Raw genomic sequence first — 16535 nt, 5'->3', positions numbered from 1 at the left:
ACATCTGGCGACAGCGCCTGACATGCCGCGACACCACCTGTCGCCGCTGTTTTGCATTGTCGTCAACCATCAAGCAGTAGCAATCCAAGGAGTAATACATGAGTAAAATGATCCAAATGAAAGAGTCCACGGCAAAGCGCGAGGTTAAGCAGGAATACGGCCTGACCGAAACTGATGGTCAGACGTTCTGGGATCGGGTTAACCGGGTGATCGGTGAATCCCGAGAGGAGATTGATGAAGGGGACCGCGTTCCCGCTGGATATGAAGTATATTAATCCAGCGAAATAAACTAACTCCTGTTTTATGAAGATGGATTTCTGAGCGATATCTGCCACGAAAGCTCGGAAGTGAAGAGGTCAGGGCCAGTCGGTTCTGGCCTCTTTTTTAACCGTTTGACAATACCTGCTGATGCAGGAGGACTGCTTGGGATCTCGTCACTGAACTGCACCGGTATCTCCCCCCACGGTGAGACACCCGTATCGCGGTTTAGCGACCCAATGAGCCGCTTTAGCCTCACGGCTCTCCAAACCTCCACAACAAGATCATCCTGGCCTTCTCGGCCTGCTGAAACGATCCTCCCCTTTCTGGCCGTAGCATCGGTCAACCACCCCATGACTGACAAGTATTCGCTGCCCTGAGTAACTGTGTAGAGACCACGGTAATTTGCCACCGGATCCCACAAAGCAAGGGGGCCAGTTCGCACTGGCCCCCCCTTCATCTTTTAGAATTTTTCGACATCTACCGGTATCTCTGACATGTCTGGTGAGGACTCAACCATCACGCACCCCGTCTCGCTCGTCGCGCGGCGGGTGAAACTTGGAGCAGGAGGTTCGGATGCTGCTGATGCCTCCGTCTCGCACACCCCACCATCGCTTGAGGGCTGCGAGGGAAGCCAATCACCACCACTAAACAACTTGTTCAAGTCGAACGAATAGCACGGTACATCAGCATCGCCTATGGTGAAGTTTTTGGCATAGCGATCTTTTGCATATCGATCAATGTAGTTGTTTGCGTACAACCACTTAACGACTTTGCCACGGTTGTTTACCACTAGGTCATCAAGAATGGCCTTGCGAATGTAACATCTACCGTTTTCAGTGAACCCCCAGTACTCTCTTGTCACATGAGCAATCCGTCCTTGATTCAGTTTATGCTGGTTCTTGGCCACCTTACCCATAAACTGCAATGCCTCTCTGGTGACATCATCCATGATGCCTCCCATTGACATGAGCCACCGTCGGAAGCATACCAACGCTGCATTATCCACATACGCCACATCAAACGGCAGAATACCTAACTCAACGGCCAATCGCCCCGCTGCCATTGCGTTTGCGAAGCAGCCAGCACCACGATCAGCAAGAGACGGAGGGGTTTCTAATCCCGAGCGACTCATCAGCCACTCTTGGCACTCTTCACGCTTAGCAGCAAAGATAACCGCTAAATCAGCAGGGGTATCGATGTCTGGCATATTCAACAGAGCCTGAATATATGCAGGCATCGCCGTACCGTAGTACTGAGAGGCTGCGGCTTTTAAGCCATTCACCCGGCGACGAGTCAGCTCAAGGCTTTCATCCGCCAGCGCGACATCCTCCGCCATCATCTCAATATCCATCACTCTGACAAAAATCCCTCCCTTGGTGCCCTCCTTGCTCCGCTCAAGCTTCTCCTTCATGGACTCTTCCCCCGAAGAAAGACCGCAAACCACAGAACTTAATGGGCTCTGATTGCATGTCCCATTAATGTTACTACGCAGTCTGGACTGCCCCCCGGTCGCCGCATAGACGAACTGAAGTAGATCGCGGCTAGACAACGAACCTACCTCATCCAGACAGATACCAATACCAGTCCGTTGCTGAAACTTGGCGATAAGCCCAACCAACGTTGCATCCCATTTCACAATGGCCGTTGCCGGTCCACCACTCGGATCGGATGCAACGCCCGACACGCTTTGCGCCACTTGTAGAAGGGTCGTTTTGCCACAAGAACTTGCACCAAAGAAGTGACAAATCATGGTCCCAATATTCGATAACGTCATGAATACATTGGCTAGAGATACCATGATTGCAAAGAGCATAGTTGGTGACTCTTTGACAGGAAGCGCGACGTTCTCTTTCCACTCCAGCAACGTTCCATTCGAGTGGATAGCGTCATGCTCACCAAGAGCAGACACCAGTTCGTGCTGAGGACCACTATAGCCCGCTTTGTAAATTGACTGACCAGGCCAGAGATAGCAGAGATCTTCACTATCAAACCCTGCTTGTTGATGCAGACGGACCACGCAAAGACCTTGGATACTGATGCTGGCGTGCATGTATGACAGCAGCCCATCTTCCCGTGCCCCAGGGCATTCAATCCCAGCTTGGTATAGCTCGGCCTTCACTGCTTTGTATTCATGAATCACCCTATCGAAGAATAGGTCGATGCGCTGGCATTGCTTTCGCTCATCCAGATACATGAAACGAATGCCACTAACGGCTGCACTGTCAGCTCGGAGTATTGATACCGGCAGCAATGGCTTACCGAGTATCGTTTTTGGCTTGCCATGATCGCTAGCCAATTTCCCCCACGGGAACATCGCAAAGCCATCAGGGATAAGCCTCGAATGAACCGGTTTTTTCATCTCCGGCTCAGACCTAGAAAGCACCACACCATCTGGGTCACACACAGTCCCATCAGAGGCTACCGAGCAACGCCCCTCCTTGTACAACGTGTATTCTGCTGAACACTGATCCAGCATAAGCAGTTCACGCCGAACGAGAGGGTTATATTGAGTCTCGTCATCAGGATATGGCTGACAACATTCGTGCTGTTCGGACAATGGGCTCACAGCATCGGGGGCAATATTCGCTCGATGAGCATCACCATGGTGTGCATCAAGGTTCGTTTCCTCCACCAGTAACGGCAGCGAGTCAGGAGCGACTGCAGGGTGCGATTCTGGCGCAGATGCCCCCTGATCCGAGTCCGGTACCGAGTCTGCCGGCGGTACAACCTGATTAGCAATATCGAGGGAACCTAGTGAGCCCCTTCTTTGATGCGTCCTATCAGTAATGAAAAGATTCAGTTTACCGTTATTATCTTTTTTGGAACGATGCATAATCATTAATGGGGGAGTCTCCCTCCCCCATCTCCTAAAGTTTGTTAGCAGGTGAGGTTGGGGAGGTCCCATACGGTGTGAAGTACGTCGACGGCCTTGACCAGCGTCTTATCGTGGTGCCTAGCGTACCTTTCAGTCATCCGAGGAGAGCTGTGGCCTAGGACTTTCTGCAATACATCGAGCGAACAGCCCTTGTTCAGCAGTGAGGTCGCGACTGAATGCCTCGCATCATGTATGCGTACCCCCGATAATCCGCAATCATTACAGACGTGGTACCAGTAACGGCGGGGCTCCGACATCGGAGAGACACCATCTTGGCCTCGAAAAAGCAGGCCGGTCGTGCCATGGCGCTGGCGCTGAAGTTGAACCAATTCAAGGGCGAACTGATTAAGCGGTATAAGCCTTTCTCGGCCAGACTTACTCGTCGGTAGAAAAGCGATCTGAGTGGTGAGGTTACAATCCTGCAGCTTTAGAGCTCTGGCTTCTCCCATCCGGGAGCCCGTTGCGAACAGGAACAGCAACAGACGAGCCTTTTCCTCGTCAATGTCTTCCATCAAGCGAGCGACCAGCTTATTGACTGCCTCATCGGGTAAGCCTTTGGGAGGCAGGACAGGCTCGTATTTGGCGGGAATACCTGCTGCGGGAGACGCTTTGAGTATGCCGCGCTCCACCGCGAAGGTCGCAATAGCCTTGATCTGTGCTAGGTAGCGATTCACCGTAGCAACAGATTTGGTTTTTGCTTGCTCCGCTTGAAAGCGCTCGATGTCATCACGAATGACACGGTTCAGTGGCTTGTGCCCTAAAGCTGCCACGATTGGCTTTATACGGGACTTTATAGTCCTGATAGAACGATGAGTTTCCTGCACTGCGGGCAGGTAATGATCATAAATGAAGCGCTCTACCGATAAACTAGCGCGATAGGCTTGCTTGAATCCATCAGGATCGGTGATGAGCTCCGCCATCAGTTTACGTGCTTTATCGCGCGTCACTTTGAGGCTAGCCTCACTGGTGCTCGCGATCTTAAACCGATAACGCTGATTGTTTCTGTGCACATTGAAGTAGCCGACCCTGGCACCAGATGTATATGTGACCCATGCGAGCCAAGGGACGTACTCGTCTTTCACCTCTTTTTGTTTGGAGACGTGTTCTCCACACGACCCCAGCCTGCTTTTAGCAGTTGGCGTTGACACTTCGCTGCTCACAACTACCTCTCTAACCATAGCCGCCGGGATTGACGGTTATGGGAGGCATTTTGCATTTTCATAGCCAAAGAACAACTGCACAAAAAACAATCAGAGCATTGATATTTAATACATTTTTTATGTTTGAAGACTCTGGATGCCGCCTGGAGAAGGCGATTCTTAGGCAAATATCAGATCGCCTTCTGGAGACCGACTTTCTGAATCTCGTGACAAACTCTCCTGATTTGCTGGGTGATCGTGATTTGCCACTCCGAAAAAGTTTGTCGATTGAGCCCTTTTGTAAGGTGTAACCAAGATTCGATTTTGTGATGTTAGTCACAATAAATTTGAGTTCACCCCGCCGAAACACCATCACTTCTCTTCTTCACAGGGACGCTGAGGAGCTGACGACCGGAGGTACAGAGGCAGCGACACAGCAAACCCTGTCTGGTCAATTTCTGGTAACTTTTCAGCGCACAAAAAACATGCACATTAGTTCATCAGTTTTTTGCCAAAAAGTGGGCTCATTTGTTGGGGGCTCGGGGTGGGTGAGAGAGCGAAAAGGTAATTCCATAAAGGGAAAAAACCTCGATAGAAGAACATACCGACAACCGGATCCCGGTGTGGACTCAGGGGTTCCTTGCTCACTATCTCGCCACTTGGTTCACCCTATGCAAAAACATGCCAGAAACTGGGGGTGCAAGGTTGACACCCCAGTCCAGAAAGGGTTTAATGCGCGCCGTTGCCCAGATAGCTCAGTCGGTAGAGCAGGGGATTGAAAATCCTCATGACACTTTTCATACCACAGCGCTGGACAGCACACCCTACAAGGCTTCGCTTTCAATGCGAGGCCTTTTTGTCTTGTGCGTCTGGTCAATCTCTGGCAAGGTTCGCTACCTGCTCGTGTCTACACCTAACATATCAAGCCTAGCATTCACACACTCCATTATAAAATTCGTGTCGACCAAAGTGCTAGCATTTGAACTCATCATTAATTCATTAAATAGATCTGTGTAACTATAAAAAAATGAAATAAAAGCTCCTCGCCTTAAACACTCTTGGGCCAACGAAAGGTCAAATATAGTTTGCTTATCTGATACAGCTACAAACGCACACCGCTGTACTCCATTTGATACAGACTTATCAATAAAAATAATCACATCTTCGAAACTTACCGGCTTATCCCTGACCTCAACAAATACGTAAGGAAAACTTGACTCTTCTGTTAAGAATAATTGGATGTCTCCTGGATACTCTCTGCTCGGGTCATTTATTCCTGCTGTTTTTACAGTCCCGTTTCCTTTAAAGTAATCGAAAATACCTGCAACTATTGCTTGAGCTCTTTTCCCCCCCTCAGAATTGGAGTCTGTAAACACCTTTAGATTACTCATCAACTCCGGTAGAGTAACAGCCCCCTCATATGTTATTGGCGTGAAAGATTTTACGTTATTCAACCTACTTTTAATAAAAGAACTAAGAACAAAAAAGGCATCTTTTTGACTCAATAGCTGAATCTTATCAACCAACGTCATCAATGAATTTTTTATTTCTTCGTTAGAAAAAGGGGTGTGATCACCTAAATAATTCATCCTGAAGTATGGTTGATTGTTTAATGGCTCTCTTCCTGATGTAGGGCAAGGTATACCTAGCCTTATAAAAATAGGGAGCATTTTATTATGACAAAGAGTTCTAGCTGAATAACCTATCTCACCTTTCATGTGCTCTGGAATATGTGTCGGCTTTATAAGTCTAAGATTAACATTTTGGTTAATAACTCTCTGTAAAACAGTGACACCCAAAAACATTATGTGGGTAAACTGATTATTTTGAGTGCAAAGGGCATTAAAACGTTCAATGTCATTGAACCAGCTTTGAGAAAAACTGCCTTTAACAGCAGACTCATAAGCATTTCTTATACACTCTTCAACATTTACATTCATATGGTTACACCATTCATCTCTATTTTTATTCCCATATGACACCATGTAATAACAGCTATGTCAATCCCTGTGGATTTCCTCATACATAAAGGGTATAATTTATACATTAAAATCATATTTAACTCTTTAGGGCTTTGATGTGAACGAGCTTTCTTTAATTAGTCTATTTACTGGGATAGGTGGACTGGATTTTGGGTTTGAAGCAGCAGGATACAAAACCCGCGTTGCCGTTGAGATGGATAAGTATTGTTGCGATACAATCAGAAAAAACAGACCTGAATGGCGTGTTATTGAAGGCGATATAAATAATATTGAATCATCTTCAATATTAGAGCGTGCAGGCCTAGAACCTGGCGAAGCCGATATGCTAATCGGTGGTCCCCCATGTCAACCTTTCTCTAAGTCTGGATATTGGATGACGGGAGACTCTCTAAGGCTTGACGATCCAAGAGCCGATACACTTACGGCCTATTTGCGTGTATTACGTGACGTAAAACCCAAAGCATTTCTTCTGGAAAATGTATATGGTATTGCTTACAAAGACAAAGATGAAGGACTGAAATATCTTCTAAATGGAATAGAACAAATAAACAAAGAGACAGGCACCAATTACAGTATCTCATGGAAATTAATAAACACTGTTGAGTTTGGCGTCCCCCAAATTCGGGAGCGAGTTTTTTTGATCGGTAGTAGAGATGGAATGCACTTTAAATTTCCAGAACCGACTCACTTTAAACCCAATGATAAAAATGGTGAAAAATCAGGCCTTAAAAGATATGTATCTACATGGGATGCTCTCTTTGATTTAAAAGACGAACATAGTGATAAATCATTAAAAGTCGGTGGGAAGTGGGGAGATCTATTACCTTCAATACCCGAAGGCCAGAATTATTTATGGCATACTGAACGAGGTGGTGGCAAACCTATATTTAAATGGAGAAGTCGATATTGGAGTTTCTTGCTGAAATTAGCAAAGGAGCTACCCTCATGGACCATCCAAGCACAACCGGGTTCCGCCATAGGACCATTTCACTGGGACAATAGAAAACTGACATTCCAAGAAATGTGTCGACTTCAGACATTCCCTGATGGTTTGGTTATGCCTTTTGGCAGAACGGAAATGCAGAGAATGGTTGGAAATGCGGTTCCATCACTAATTGCTGAAATATTAGCAAGAGAAATTAGGGATCAATTTCTTTCATCTAAAAACCTCGATCAACTACAACTGCTTCCACGTAGTGCACCATTTTACCCCATGCCAAACAAAATCGCGCATATTAATGAAAAATACTTAGCGCTTATAGAGGAAACTTCAGTAGTCGATATGTAACTAATATTTAATGATTGATGGTTTTTTCACAGAAAACATCATTGTAATATAACGACTAAAAGTGAAATTCCCCTAGCCACCTAAGGCTAGGGGAATCCATTATCGCAGTTGTGGACCAATATCAGCCAGCCGTTTCTTAGCCTTCACGTACTGGAACAGCCGACGGCTAGTACGGAACGCTTCCGGGTATCGCAACGGGTAACTTCTGATGGCTGGGATGAGTGCTGGAATAGCCAAGACAACCCGCTGACCCAGGAGCATTTTTTCTCTGCGAGTCGCCTTGCGGTCTTTGAGTGAGTAGGCATAGAACCGGCGTTTCACAACAACACATTGTAGGTCAAAACCAAAGACAGCCTGTAGCGCAAGCTCCAGCGCTCGGCGATAGGCTCGTAAGTCAATCTGGTCACGGTGCGAAGCACTGACCAGCTCGTTGATTTGATAGTTACGGAAGTGAGGCATGATGAGTCCTTATTCATCAGATTAGGGTTACAGGGCGTGAAAAATTGCCCCTATCTGTATGTTCGAATCTAAAAACCCTTCTCCTGCATATCCTTTTTCAAAACTACCGTTCACCCGCTATCAATTGCTGGTCATCCTGATTTCCTGCTCTCCCCTTCCCGTAAAAGCCCAATCCTCAAACATATATGAATCCCTGGATAACCCATGACCATTCCGGTCTGGGATCATCCAAGGAGAACATCCATGTCTGAACTTTCATTATTCGATGCTATTGGCGAAGGCAAAAACGCGACTCAGGATTATCTGGATACCCTGTCGCGGGCACTGCTGCGCCATCATCAACTGGTCAACGCCATCCGCATCCACGGTCGTTATGTACCGGAATCGTTGCCAATGCCCGGTCTGCCGATACTGGTTGCCATCTTCAGTCACACCAATACCTACACCCTGCACCAACTGCCCTCGACTCAGATAGGGCAGTTGGTGCTGTCGATAGCTCGCTTTTCCGGTCAGGCCACCCACGACCTGGACAACGGCATTTTTGAAGAGGTGTGGGACATGGGTGACAGCAGCTTCACCACGGATAGCGCCGAGCAGGCCGTCTACTGGTTGCCGTTACCGGAGCGCTGGATTGCTCTGGAAGGCACGCAAGTGGCGCTGCACGATAAAGACCATCCGGTGTTCAAGTTGCTCAACATCACCGCCCGGAACACTGGTCCGGTCCTGGATATCTGCGATGGCGTGGTCAGTCTGGCGCTAGAGTCAGAGTGGGATGGGGAGTGGGCCGCATGACCGAGATCAACCGCTCCTCGCTCCTCGCCAAGCTAAAACACATCAAGGGCATGAAGCTGCTGGTTGAGCAGGCCGTCTTGCTCTACCTGTTGATGGCCGACGAGCAGACGCCTGTGTGGGTCAAGACCATCGTGGTCAGCGCACTCGCCTATTTGCTCTGTCCGGTCGATGCCGTACCGGACTTTATCCCCGGCGTCGGTCTCACCGATGACCTGGGGGTCATTAGCGGTGCCATTGCCTCGTTAGGCAGTCATATCCATCAAGGTCATCGCAGCAAAGCGGCTGACTTCTTCAAGTAATCCCTTCAGAAGGAATTTCATCATGGCTAAAGCCACACAACCGGCAGCCTCTGCTGCTCCGGTCTGGACTGTTATTAAATCCGCGAAGGCCCCAAAGATCAGCGCTCGGGCCAGTGGGTTGCTGCACTACGACGTGGGCAAGAACGATGAAGGTCGCTACGCCCTTCGCATTACTGCCAACGACACGGGTGGTCTGTTCAGCAAGCACTGGTTATCGCTCGATGACATCCTGGCACTACTGGACATCCTCAAGGATGCGCCATTCAAATCGGTAGCGCTCAAGGCGCTGTTTGTTCGAGGCAGTGCCAATAACCACGGTTTCCTCGCCGCCATCCTGCGGGCTGAAAAGTTACTGGTCGCCGCCGAGCCCAACTCACCGTTCCACCGGGTCGGTCTTTCGCTCAGCGACTGGTCAACTCAGCTGGATGAACCGGCCAATATGGATAAACAGGCTCGCAAGGGAAAAGCCAAGGGGCAGAAGGGCCAAGATGACATGACCGATGAGATAACCATCGAGAAAGGCAATGAGCCCCCGTTTTTGGAAACAGCCAACGACCAGGGCGGTTTGTCAGACAAGATGGATGAGACAGGGGGTGAAGTTGAATCCGCAGACCCGGCGGCCAGTGAGGAGACCCAGCCATGAGCAACCGTGACATAGCACTGAACTGGCAGGGACTCCCCCTGCCGGTTTCACGCCAGCTCGCCGTATGCATGACCGACTTGCTGAACACACACCGTCCTACATGGCCACAGGCCCGTGCTGTGACGATGAACTTTCGTGATCCGGGTTATGGCCCGGAAACCGGCGGCTTTCATCCGGTGGAAATCCGTCTGCAACGCCAAGGAAATCTATGGTCCTTGGTCTATATGACGGACTTCTCCTATGTCGGCATGGGTGACTATGCCGAATTGGCTAAGGAGGTCGATTTTGACTTCTCAAGCCAAGAAGGGCTGGTTGCCTATGCGCATGTGGTGCCGTTATCTGAGCTGGGTGAGTTTTATGAATTATGGGAGGGCAATTTCCTCACCTACTTGTCGCTGGGTGTCTATGCGATCACGGTAGCCACTGAATGATCCCTCCCTATTAATGCGCAAATTTCACGGGGTTACGGGGTTGGCGTCGATTAACCCAATCTCTCCAAGGGAAAAACGCGCCCCGTTTCCCCCCGTTCGAGCGGGGTGGACACGGGGCTCGCCGTGAATGCGCGGGGCAACCCGACCTCTTCATTAACTCACCCATTTTTCCGCAAATTTCGCGGGTTCACGGGATTGAGATGGAAAAGCCTAATCACTCAAAGGGAAAAACGCGCCCCGTTTCCCCCCGTTTGTGCGGGGCGGGCACGGGGCTCGCCGTGAATATGCGGGGCAACCCGACCAATTCATTAACTCACCCATTTTTCCGCAAATTTCGCGGGTTCACGGGGTTGAGATGGAAAAGTCTAATCACTCAAAGGGAAAAACGCGCCCCGTTTCCCCCCGTTTGTGCGGGGCGGACACGGGGCTCGGTAGCATTTTTACGGGATCGGACCGGGTAGCGACCGGGGCGGCCATCTGTTCACTCACCTTTCCCGCGTTGTCATCGTGCCGGGCCAACCAGGCCAAGGCGCGATGAGCAACGACCACTTCAATCGCCAAGCCAGAGACGGGGATTAGGCCTCCTTTCCACTGTGAAGGGGGCCTATGCCGTGTCTAACCAGCTCACATGTTGAGGAGCGAACCATGAACGAAACACCTACCCGATTTAAATTCACCAATCGGCGGATTGCCGATCTGCCCCCTAACCCCGATGACGCTCGCAGTACCGAAGCGGAGTATTCAGATACTGACGTGACCGGTCTGCGCTGTCTGGTGGGAAAAGGGGAGGGGCGTCGCAAGTTCCTGCTGCGCTATCAAATACATGGGCGCAAACGGGCGATTGCCCTCGGGCACTATCCCGCATTGGATGTCAGCGCGGCTCGCAAGCTCGCGCTTGACTACAAGCGCAAGATCGCCGAAGGCGTTGACCCGCAACAGGCCAAGGAGGACAAGCGCAACCAGAAGACCCTGAGCAATTTGTTTCAGGAAGACTATTTGCCCTATCTGCAATCGAGAAATCGCAGTTGGAAGACGGATGAACATCGCTTCCGTAATCACCTACGGCCAATCTTCGGCAATCTGATCCCGGAGGAAATCACCGTTACCCGCATCCAGAACATGCAACAGATGTTGCTCAAGCGCCTCACCCCGGCCACCTGCAATCGCGTTTTGGCATTGCTCAAGGCCATCATGACCTGGGCAGCCCGTGCCGGACTGATTAAAGAGAATCCCGCCGCCTTGGTGTCATTGCTGCGAGAGAACAATCGGCGCGAACGCTACTTCACCCCAGATGAAATCCGCCGCCTGTTCCGGGCCGCTGATCAACATGAGAGTTTCTATACCGGTCAGTACGTCAAGATGTTGCTGCTCACCGGCTTGCGCCGGGCCGAGCTGGCAAGGGCCAGATGGCAGCACTACAACAAGGAGGACAAGACCCTATACATTCCCCACACCAAGAACGGCCATAGCCGTGTGTTGCACCTGAACCATATGGCGGTGGAGTTGTTGAACTACTTACCGGTGACACAGGGAAATCCCTACCTGTTTCCCGGCAAGCGGCAAGGGCAGCCATTGCAAAATCCCACCAAGGGTTTTCAGCGGATGCTGGCACGAGCCGGTATAGATAAGGAGGGGGTTTGCTTGCACACCTGTCGTCATTCGGTCGCAGCGCTGATTGTCTCCAACGGCGGCACCTTGTTTGATGTGCAATCCCAGCTCGGACACCGGAGCAGTCAGACCTCACTGCGTTATGCTCACCTGCATAACACTCGGATGCAGCAGACCAGCCAGAAAATAGCCAACTGCATCCATGATGCCCTGACCAGCTCTGTACCATCCAAGCCGCTGCCGCTTCCCGAAGAGGGCGAGTGGGTTCAGGCCAGCTAGGTATGTCGGTATCTCATCCAGTGGTGAGATACCGATATCGCTGTTTAGCCGCCCAATGATCCGTTTTCAGCGACCGTCCCGATAAACCGCTACACAAAATCTGTCGGGGCTTATGAGCCTTCTCAATCGCTTCTCGCCGGTTGATAACAAAACCCCTCACCTGATGACAAAAATCCATCGCCGATGATGGGTTTTGCGAAAAACTGCCTGCCATCCAATTCGTCACGCCGTGTCGCGGCCTGTTTGGATAATCCGCGACACGGTTATTCCCCTTCTGTGATGGTATGCACGAACACGACAAGATTGCTCAGCGCCTCGGTATGCTCCTCACTCGCCTCTACAGCGGTGAGAAGCTACACCTGAGTGATCTGGCAACCGAGTACAACGTCACCGTGCGCACCCTGCAGCGGGATTTCAATCAACGCCTCAGTTATTTACCGATAGAGCACCGCAGCCAGCAATACTGGCTGGATCCTGGGTTCCTCAATCACAAGAACGACGGAAAGGTGCGAAAGCTGGCCGAGCAGTTGGGCATCACCGACCTGTTCCCCCGCGCCAGTGAACATCGTCTGGGTCAGCTGCTGGACAGAGGCAATCCAAGTCTCTTCGCCATCAAGGGGTTCGATGGTCAATCAGCTGACTCACTCATTCACCAGATACCGGTATTAGAACAGGCGCTGACTCACCATCTGCAATGCTGGCTCATCACCAAAGACCAACGCAAGCAACTGTTTAGCCCCTATCAGCTCGTCAATTACAAGGGCACCTGGCACTTGGTCGGCGTTAGCGAGGGGCGGTTGCAAGCCTATCCGCTGAGCAACATCGCACTGGTTGAGTTATCGCAACAGACCTTCACCCGTGATGCGCTTATTCAGCGGCAAATCGATACCGATCCGACACTCTGGCGCTCCGGCATGATTGAGGTGCTACTCAAAGCCAGTGCCTCTATCGCCATCAACTTTCAGCATCGCCCGTTGCTGCCCGAGCAGGAGATTGTCAAAACCCTGGATGACGGTGCGCTGTTATTGAGCAGTCGTGTACTCGATGCCAACCAAATTCTGCCTGTCATCAAGTCTTGGATGCCTGAGCTCACCGTGATCTCACCCGGATTTATCCATGAGCAAATCGTTTATGATTTACGCCGTTTATTGGCCCTAATGAGTCATGCTCCGCCCTGACCCATGTGTGACAAAGATCCCAGTTTATACATCTGGCGACAGCGCCTGACATGCCGCGACACCACCTGTCGCCGCTATTTCACATTGTCGTCAACCATCCCGCAGTCGATATCCAAGGAGTAATATATGAGCGCCATCAGTCTGCAAAAAGTGTCGGAAAACACTCTTTGCTCCACCAGTCCCTATGAGCCACTCTTCGATCATGTCGCCGCCCATTTGCAAGCCCAGGGCGGCACGTTAAAAACCATCGAACGCACCCAAGGCAGGATCGAAGCCGCATGGAAATATGGCTTTAACCCATTCGGTATGCGCATCACCGTGAATTTCGCTTCCCAAGGCAATGAGACCATACAGCTCACCCTCAATGGTTCATTTGTCGATGCCATCGATACCTTTGGCGCCGCCAAGAAGAAAGCTAGGGCAATCACGGATGAGCTGCTGAAGCCTATCGATATTGCGGCATGGCCGATTAAAGAGGGGGTAACACCCTCCCAGCAACCCTCTGTCGCAACCACTCCTGGAACACCCCCACAAGCACCATTGAACAACGCAAATACCGTTGCGCACCGTGGCAAACGCAAGGGGCTCACCGCTGTGTTCGCATTCTTGGGCGGCGGCATTGGTCTGCATAAGTTCTATACCGGGAACTGGGGCTGGGGGCTTATCTACCTAGCGCTCTGCACCACCGGCCTTCCCTTGATCTTGTCCGTGATCGAGTTCATCCGTGTTTTGTGCCTGACACAGGAGGAGTTTGACCGTCGCTATAACTACCGCCCCATATCCGCGTTTTCATGGGTGTGGTGAGGAGCGCCTTGTATGAACATAAAAACTGCAGTCGGATTACTGATGCTCTGCTCGACAGGCGCTTATGCTGGCGTACTCAGCATGCTGGATGTGGCAACCCTCAAGGAAAGCGAGCTGGAGATGTGCCCGAACATCTCCGTCGAGAAGATGGTCAACAGCTTTTTCGAAGATCCCGAGTGGACCGGCGGGAAAGCAGCGGATGGTCGGAAATTGGTGAATGTCAGCGGCACCATCACCTATGCCAGTCAGCCCGCACGGGCCATGGTGCAGGTCTGGATGCAAGACGATGGTTTTTCTGTAGAGGCGTTGGAGATTAACGGGCGGCCACAGCCAGAGGGAATGCTGGATCTGCTGCTAGAGAAAATGTGCCAGAGCGCCAGAGGTGCTGACCATACCGGGGATCCACAGCAGCAAGCAGCAGACCTACCGTTTACGGGAACCCGGTACTTCAACTTCGGGGATGAAAGTGAGATTCAACAATCCATCACTATCGCCCCCAACGGACGCGTCACATTGAGAACCCACGGCGCAACATCTGTCTCTGTCGATTATCAGGGCATGTATGAAAACCCACTGCTGACACCGGCAGGGAACTACCGCGTTGATGCCGACAAGATATATGTCACCGACGAAGGCGGAGACTTCCCCGACCCATCAGAGTGCGAGGTCATCGTATGCGAGACAGAGCTGTACGTCCCCTGATGCGCTGAAGCTGAAATAACAACGAAAAGCACGGTGAATAGAAACTCATTAATCAGAGGCTAATCAACATTTTATAGCCGTACACCGAGATAAAATTATCACGATGATAACGGACCACGCTCTGGGCGTTATCGCATACCAATAATAAACGGGAAACTAACAATGAAGAAAACCCCCTTGGCCATGATGTTGATGGCTACTTTGTCAGGCTGTGGCGGTGGTGGTAGCGACGGTGGAAACACGGATAGTCCAACCCCACCGAGTGCCTCCTTGGCGATGTCAGGAAAGGCGATTGATGGATACATTCAAGGCGCGACCGTCTATCTCGATCTCAATTTCAACCGTCAGTGGAATGAAGGCGAACCCAAAACAACTACCAATGATGCCGGGGATTATCGGCTGGAGCTGCCGATAGACCTGCAAACCTGCGCTCAATATGCCCCCTTGGTGGTCGATGTGCCGGTGGATGCCGTGGACCAGGATCTTGGCCCGGTGACAGAAGCCTATCAGATGGTCCTTCCTCCCACCTTTGCCCCCATCACAAAGGATGAGGTCTACCATGTAACACCGCTGACCACGGTGCTATGGAGCAGCGTAGAAAGTGAGCTGTCAGCCGAATCCCAGACGACTTGCCAGAGCGTCATGGCGAACCGGCAAAAGCAGGAACAGTTGATCGCCTCGATGAAACAGGCCGTCAGCCGTGTTGTCAGTCACTACAACATTTCCGAGCAGAAGTTGTATACGGACTTCATCGCCAGCGGTGATAGCGAGACAGGCACACTGGCCCAGGAGATCGTGCGCGGCTTGCAGCAGTCCTTCACCGAGACTGAAGCCTTGAAACGGGATAACCCGGACGCCACCTTTGTCTATGTCGATTACCACAAGGGGGACAGCCGCGATTACAACAATGCCTATCCGGATGCTTGGTATCGTGAAATCCAGTTGCAAGGGGAGACCCAAAGCAGCACCGAGCTGGTGAAGGTGAGCGATGATTTCGCGCAAATCATCAAGACCATCATCTACGGCGAAGAGCGCCAAGTGGCAGGCAATAACTACACCTACACAACCCGCTACGATTTTGAATCGCGCTATGGGGACAACACCCCCTACAGCTGCGACATCAAGGAGACCCTCTCGACCCGCTCACACGATAAGACGTACACACTGGTGAATCTGGCCGAAGCATCGGCAGAGAACTTCAACGACTGTGCTCCTGACGATATGGCGGCAGCGATCACCCACCGTTACGCCTCCATCAGCTACGACGCCAACGATCTGAGTTACTCCACCCAATTCACCTATAGCCGGCAGGCGGGCACATTCAGCTTCCTGAACGACTGGGTCGGTCTGGAAGGGCAGCTACCCACCCTGAACATGGGTGAGCTCACTTCGGCTCTCGAAGCCCTCCCCTATCCGTATGACGAACCATCACAGGATCCTGATGCGGCTAGCTGGGTCAAGAGCATGACGGCCAGTGAAAATGGCAATACCATCAGAACCAGTTACGACAGCGACGGCCTCTACAAGAAGCAGACAACCCATGCGGACGGTACTCATAGCCTGGAATGTGGCACGGACGGCATAAACTGGGGAACCTGTCAGTAGTCCGGCGCTATAGCGCGGAAAACGCAGAGGTCAGGGCCGGTCGGCACTGGCCTCTTTTTTTTAGACCGTTCGACAACACCTGCGGATTTGCGAAGAGACCGGCTGGGATCACGCCAGTGCGCAGCATCGGTACCTTCCCCCACGGCGAGACACCCGTATCGCGGTTTAGCGACCCAATAAGCCGCTTTGG

15 protein-coding genes are annotated in these 16535 nt (G+C 51.2%); 11 read left to right on the top strand and 4 right to left on the bottom strand.

Features of this window, described 5'->3' with window-relative positions; all coding sequences use genetic code 11:
* The first annotated feature begins 98 nt into the window (after window positions 1-98).
* On the top strand, window positions 99-275 hold the full coding sequence (locus PG900_RS20820) for a hypothetical protein (protein ID WP_005348328.1): 177 nt from the start codon (window positions 99-101) through the stop codon (window positions 273-275).
* Between the two features lie 446 nt (window positions 276-721).
* On the opposite strand, the gene PG900_RS20815 is transcribed toward PG900_RS20820, so the two are convergent.
* The 3 genes from PG900_RS20815 to PG900_RS20805 form a co-directional block, all read right to left on the bottom strand.
* The gene (locus PG900_RS20815; protein WP_162275767.1) at window positions 722-3100 is read right to left on the bottom strand and encodes a DUF927 domain-containing protein; all 2379 of its coding nucleotides are present in this window, start codon (window positions 3098-3100) and stop codon (window positions 722-724) included.
* 38 nt (window positions 3101-3138) lie between these two features.
* Window positions 3139-4296, bottom strand: a complete 1158-nt coding sequence (locus tag PG900_RS20810) for a tyrosine-type recombinase/integrase (RefSeq protein WP_162275768.1) — start codon at window positions 4294-4296, stop codon at window positions 3139-3141.
* An 872-nt stretch (window positions 4297-5168) separates the two neighbouring features.
* Entirely contained in the window at window positions 5169-6215 is a 1047-nt protein-coding gene (locus PG900_RS20805) for a restriction endonuclease, SacI family (RefSeq protein ID WP_270832161.1), read from the bottom strand.
* A 139-nt stretch (window positions 6216-6354) separates the two neighbouring features.
* Here PG900_RS20805 and PG900_RS20800 point away from each other — a divergent pair, with 139 nt between their 5' ends.
* The gene (locus tag PG900_RS20800; protein WP_270832159.1) at window positions 6355-7545 is read left to right on the top strand and encodes a DNA cytosine methyltransferase; all 1191 of its coding nucleotides are present in this window, start codon (window positions 6355-6357) and stop codon (window positions 7543-7545) included.
* 99 nt (window positions 7546-7644) lie between these two features.
* Here the strand turns inward: PG900_RS20800 and PG900_RS20795 are convergent, their stop codons facing one another.
* Entirely contained in the window at window positions 7645-8004 is a 360-nt protein-coding gene (locus PG900_RS20795) for a hypothetical protein (protein WP_270832158.1), read from the bottom strand.
* A 243-nt stretch (window positions 8005-8247) separates the two neighbouring features.
* On the opposite strand from PG900_RS20795, the gene PG900_RS20790 reads away from it, so the two are divergent.
* From PG900_RS20790 to PG900_RS20750, 9 genes are all read left to right on the top strand, one after another.
* Window positions 8248-8796, top strand: coding sequence for a hypothetical protein (locus tag PG900_RS20790; RefSeq protein WP_270832156.1), 549 nt, complete (start codon window positions 8248-8250; stop codon window positions 8794-8796).
* Entirely contained in the window at window positions 8793-9095 is a 303-nt protein-coding gene (locus PG900_RS20785; protein WP_029304363.1) for a YkvA family protein, read from the top strand. Before PG900_RS20790 ends, PG900_RS20785 begins: the two co-directional genes overlap by 4 nt.
* Window positions 9096-9117: 22 nt before the next feature.
* Complete coding sequence (locus tag PG900_RS20780) at window positions 9118-9738, top strand: hypothetical protein (RefSeq protein ID WP_270832154.1); 621 nt, start codon at window positions 9118-9120, stop codon at window positions 9736-9738.
* A complete protein-coding gene (locus tag PG900_RS20775) occupies window positions 9735-10169 on the top strand; it encodes a DUF2787 family protein (RefSeq protein ID WP_270832152.1) in 435 nt (144 codons plus the stop codon). The genes PG900_RS20780 and PG900_RS20775 overlap by 4 nt, the downstream gene beginning before the upstream one ends.
* A gap of 645 nt (window positions 10170-10814) precedes the next feature.
* Window positions 10815-12056 carry a tyrosine-type recombinase/integrase gene (locus PG900_RS20770; RefSeq protein WP_270832151.1) on the top strand — a complete coding sequence of 414 codons (1242 nt, stop codon included), beginning with the start codon at window positions 10815-10817 and terminating at the stop codon, window positions 12054-12056.
* Window positions 12057-12340: 284 nt separating this feature from the next.
* The gene (locus PG900_RS20765) at window positions 12341-13234 is read left to right on the top strand and encodes a helix-turn-helix transcriptional regulator (protein WP_270832150.1); all 894 of its coding nucleotides are present in this window, start codon (window positions 12341-12343) and stop codon (window positions 13232-13234) included.
* Between the two features lie 126 nt (window positions 13235-13360).
* Window positions 13361-14038, top strand: coding sequence for a TM2 domain-containing protein (locus PG900_RS20760; protein WP_139751601.1), 678 nt, complete (start codon window positions 13361-13363; stop codon window positions 14036-14038).
* Window positions 14039-14050: 12 nt separating this feature from the next.
* Window positions 14051-14740, top strand: coding sequence for a hypothetical protein (locus tag PG900_RS20755; protein WP_155601950.1), 690 nt, complete (start codon window positions 14051-14053; stop codon window positions 14738-14740).
* A 162-nt stretch (window positions 14741-14902) separates the two neighbouring features.
* Window positions 14903-16345, top strand: a complete 1443-nt coding sequence (locus PG900_RS20750; protein ID WP_247141352.1) for a hypothetical protein — start codon at window positions 14903-14905, stop codon at window positions 16343-16345.
* The last annotated feature ends 190 nt before the right edge of the window (window positions 16346-16535 follow it).

This window comes from Aeromonas sp. QDB03, from assembly GCF_027707985.1.
Classification (GTDB): domain Bacteria; phylum Pseudomonadota; class Gammaproteobacteria; order Enterobacterales; family Aeromonadaceae; genus Aeromonas; species Aeromonas hydrophila.
This window is presented reverse-complemented; position numbering and strand designations above follow the sequence as displayed.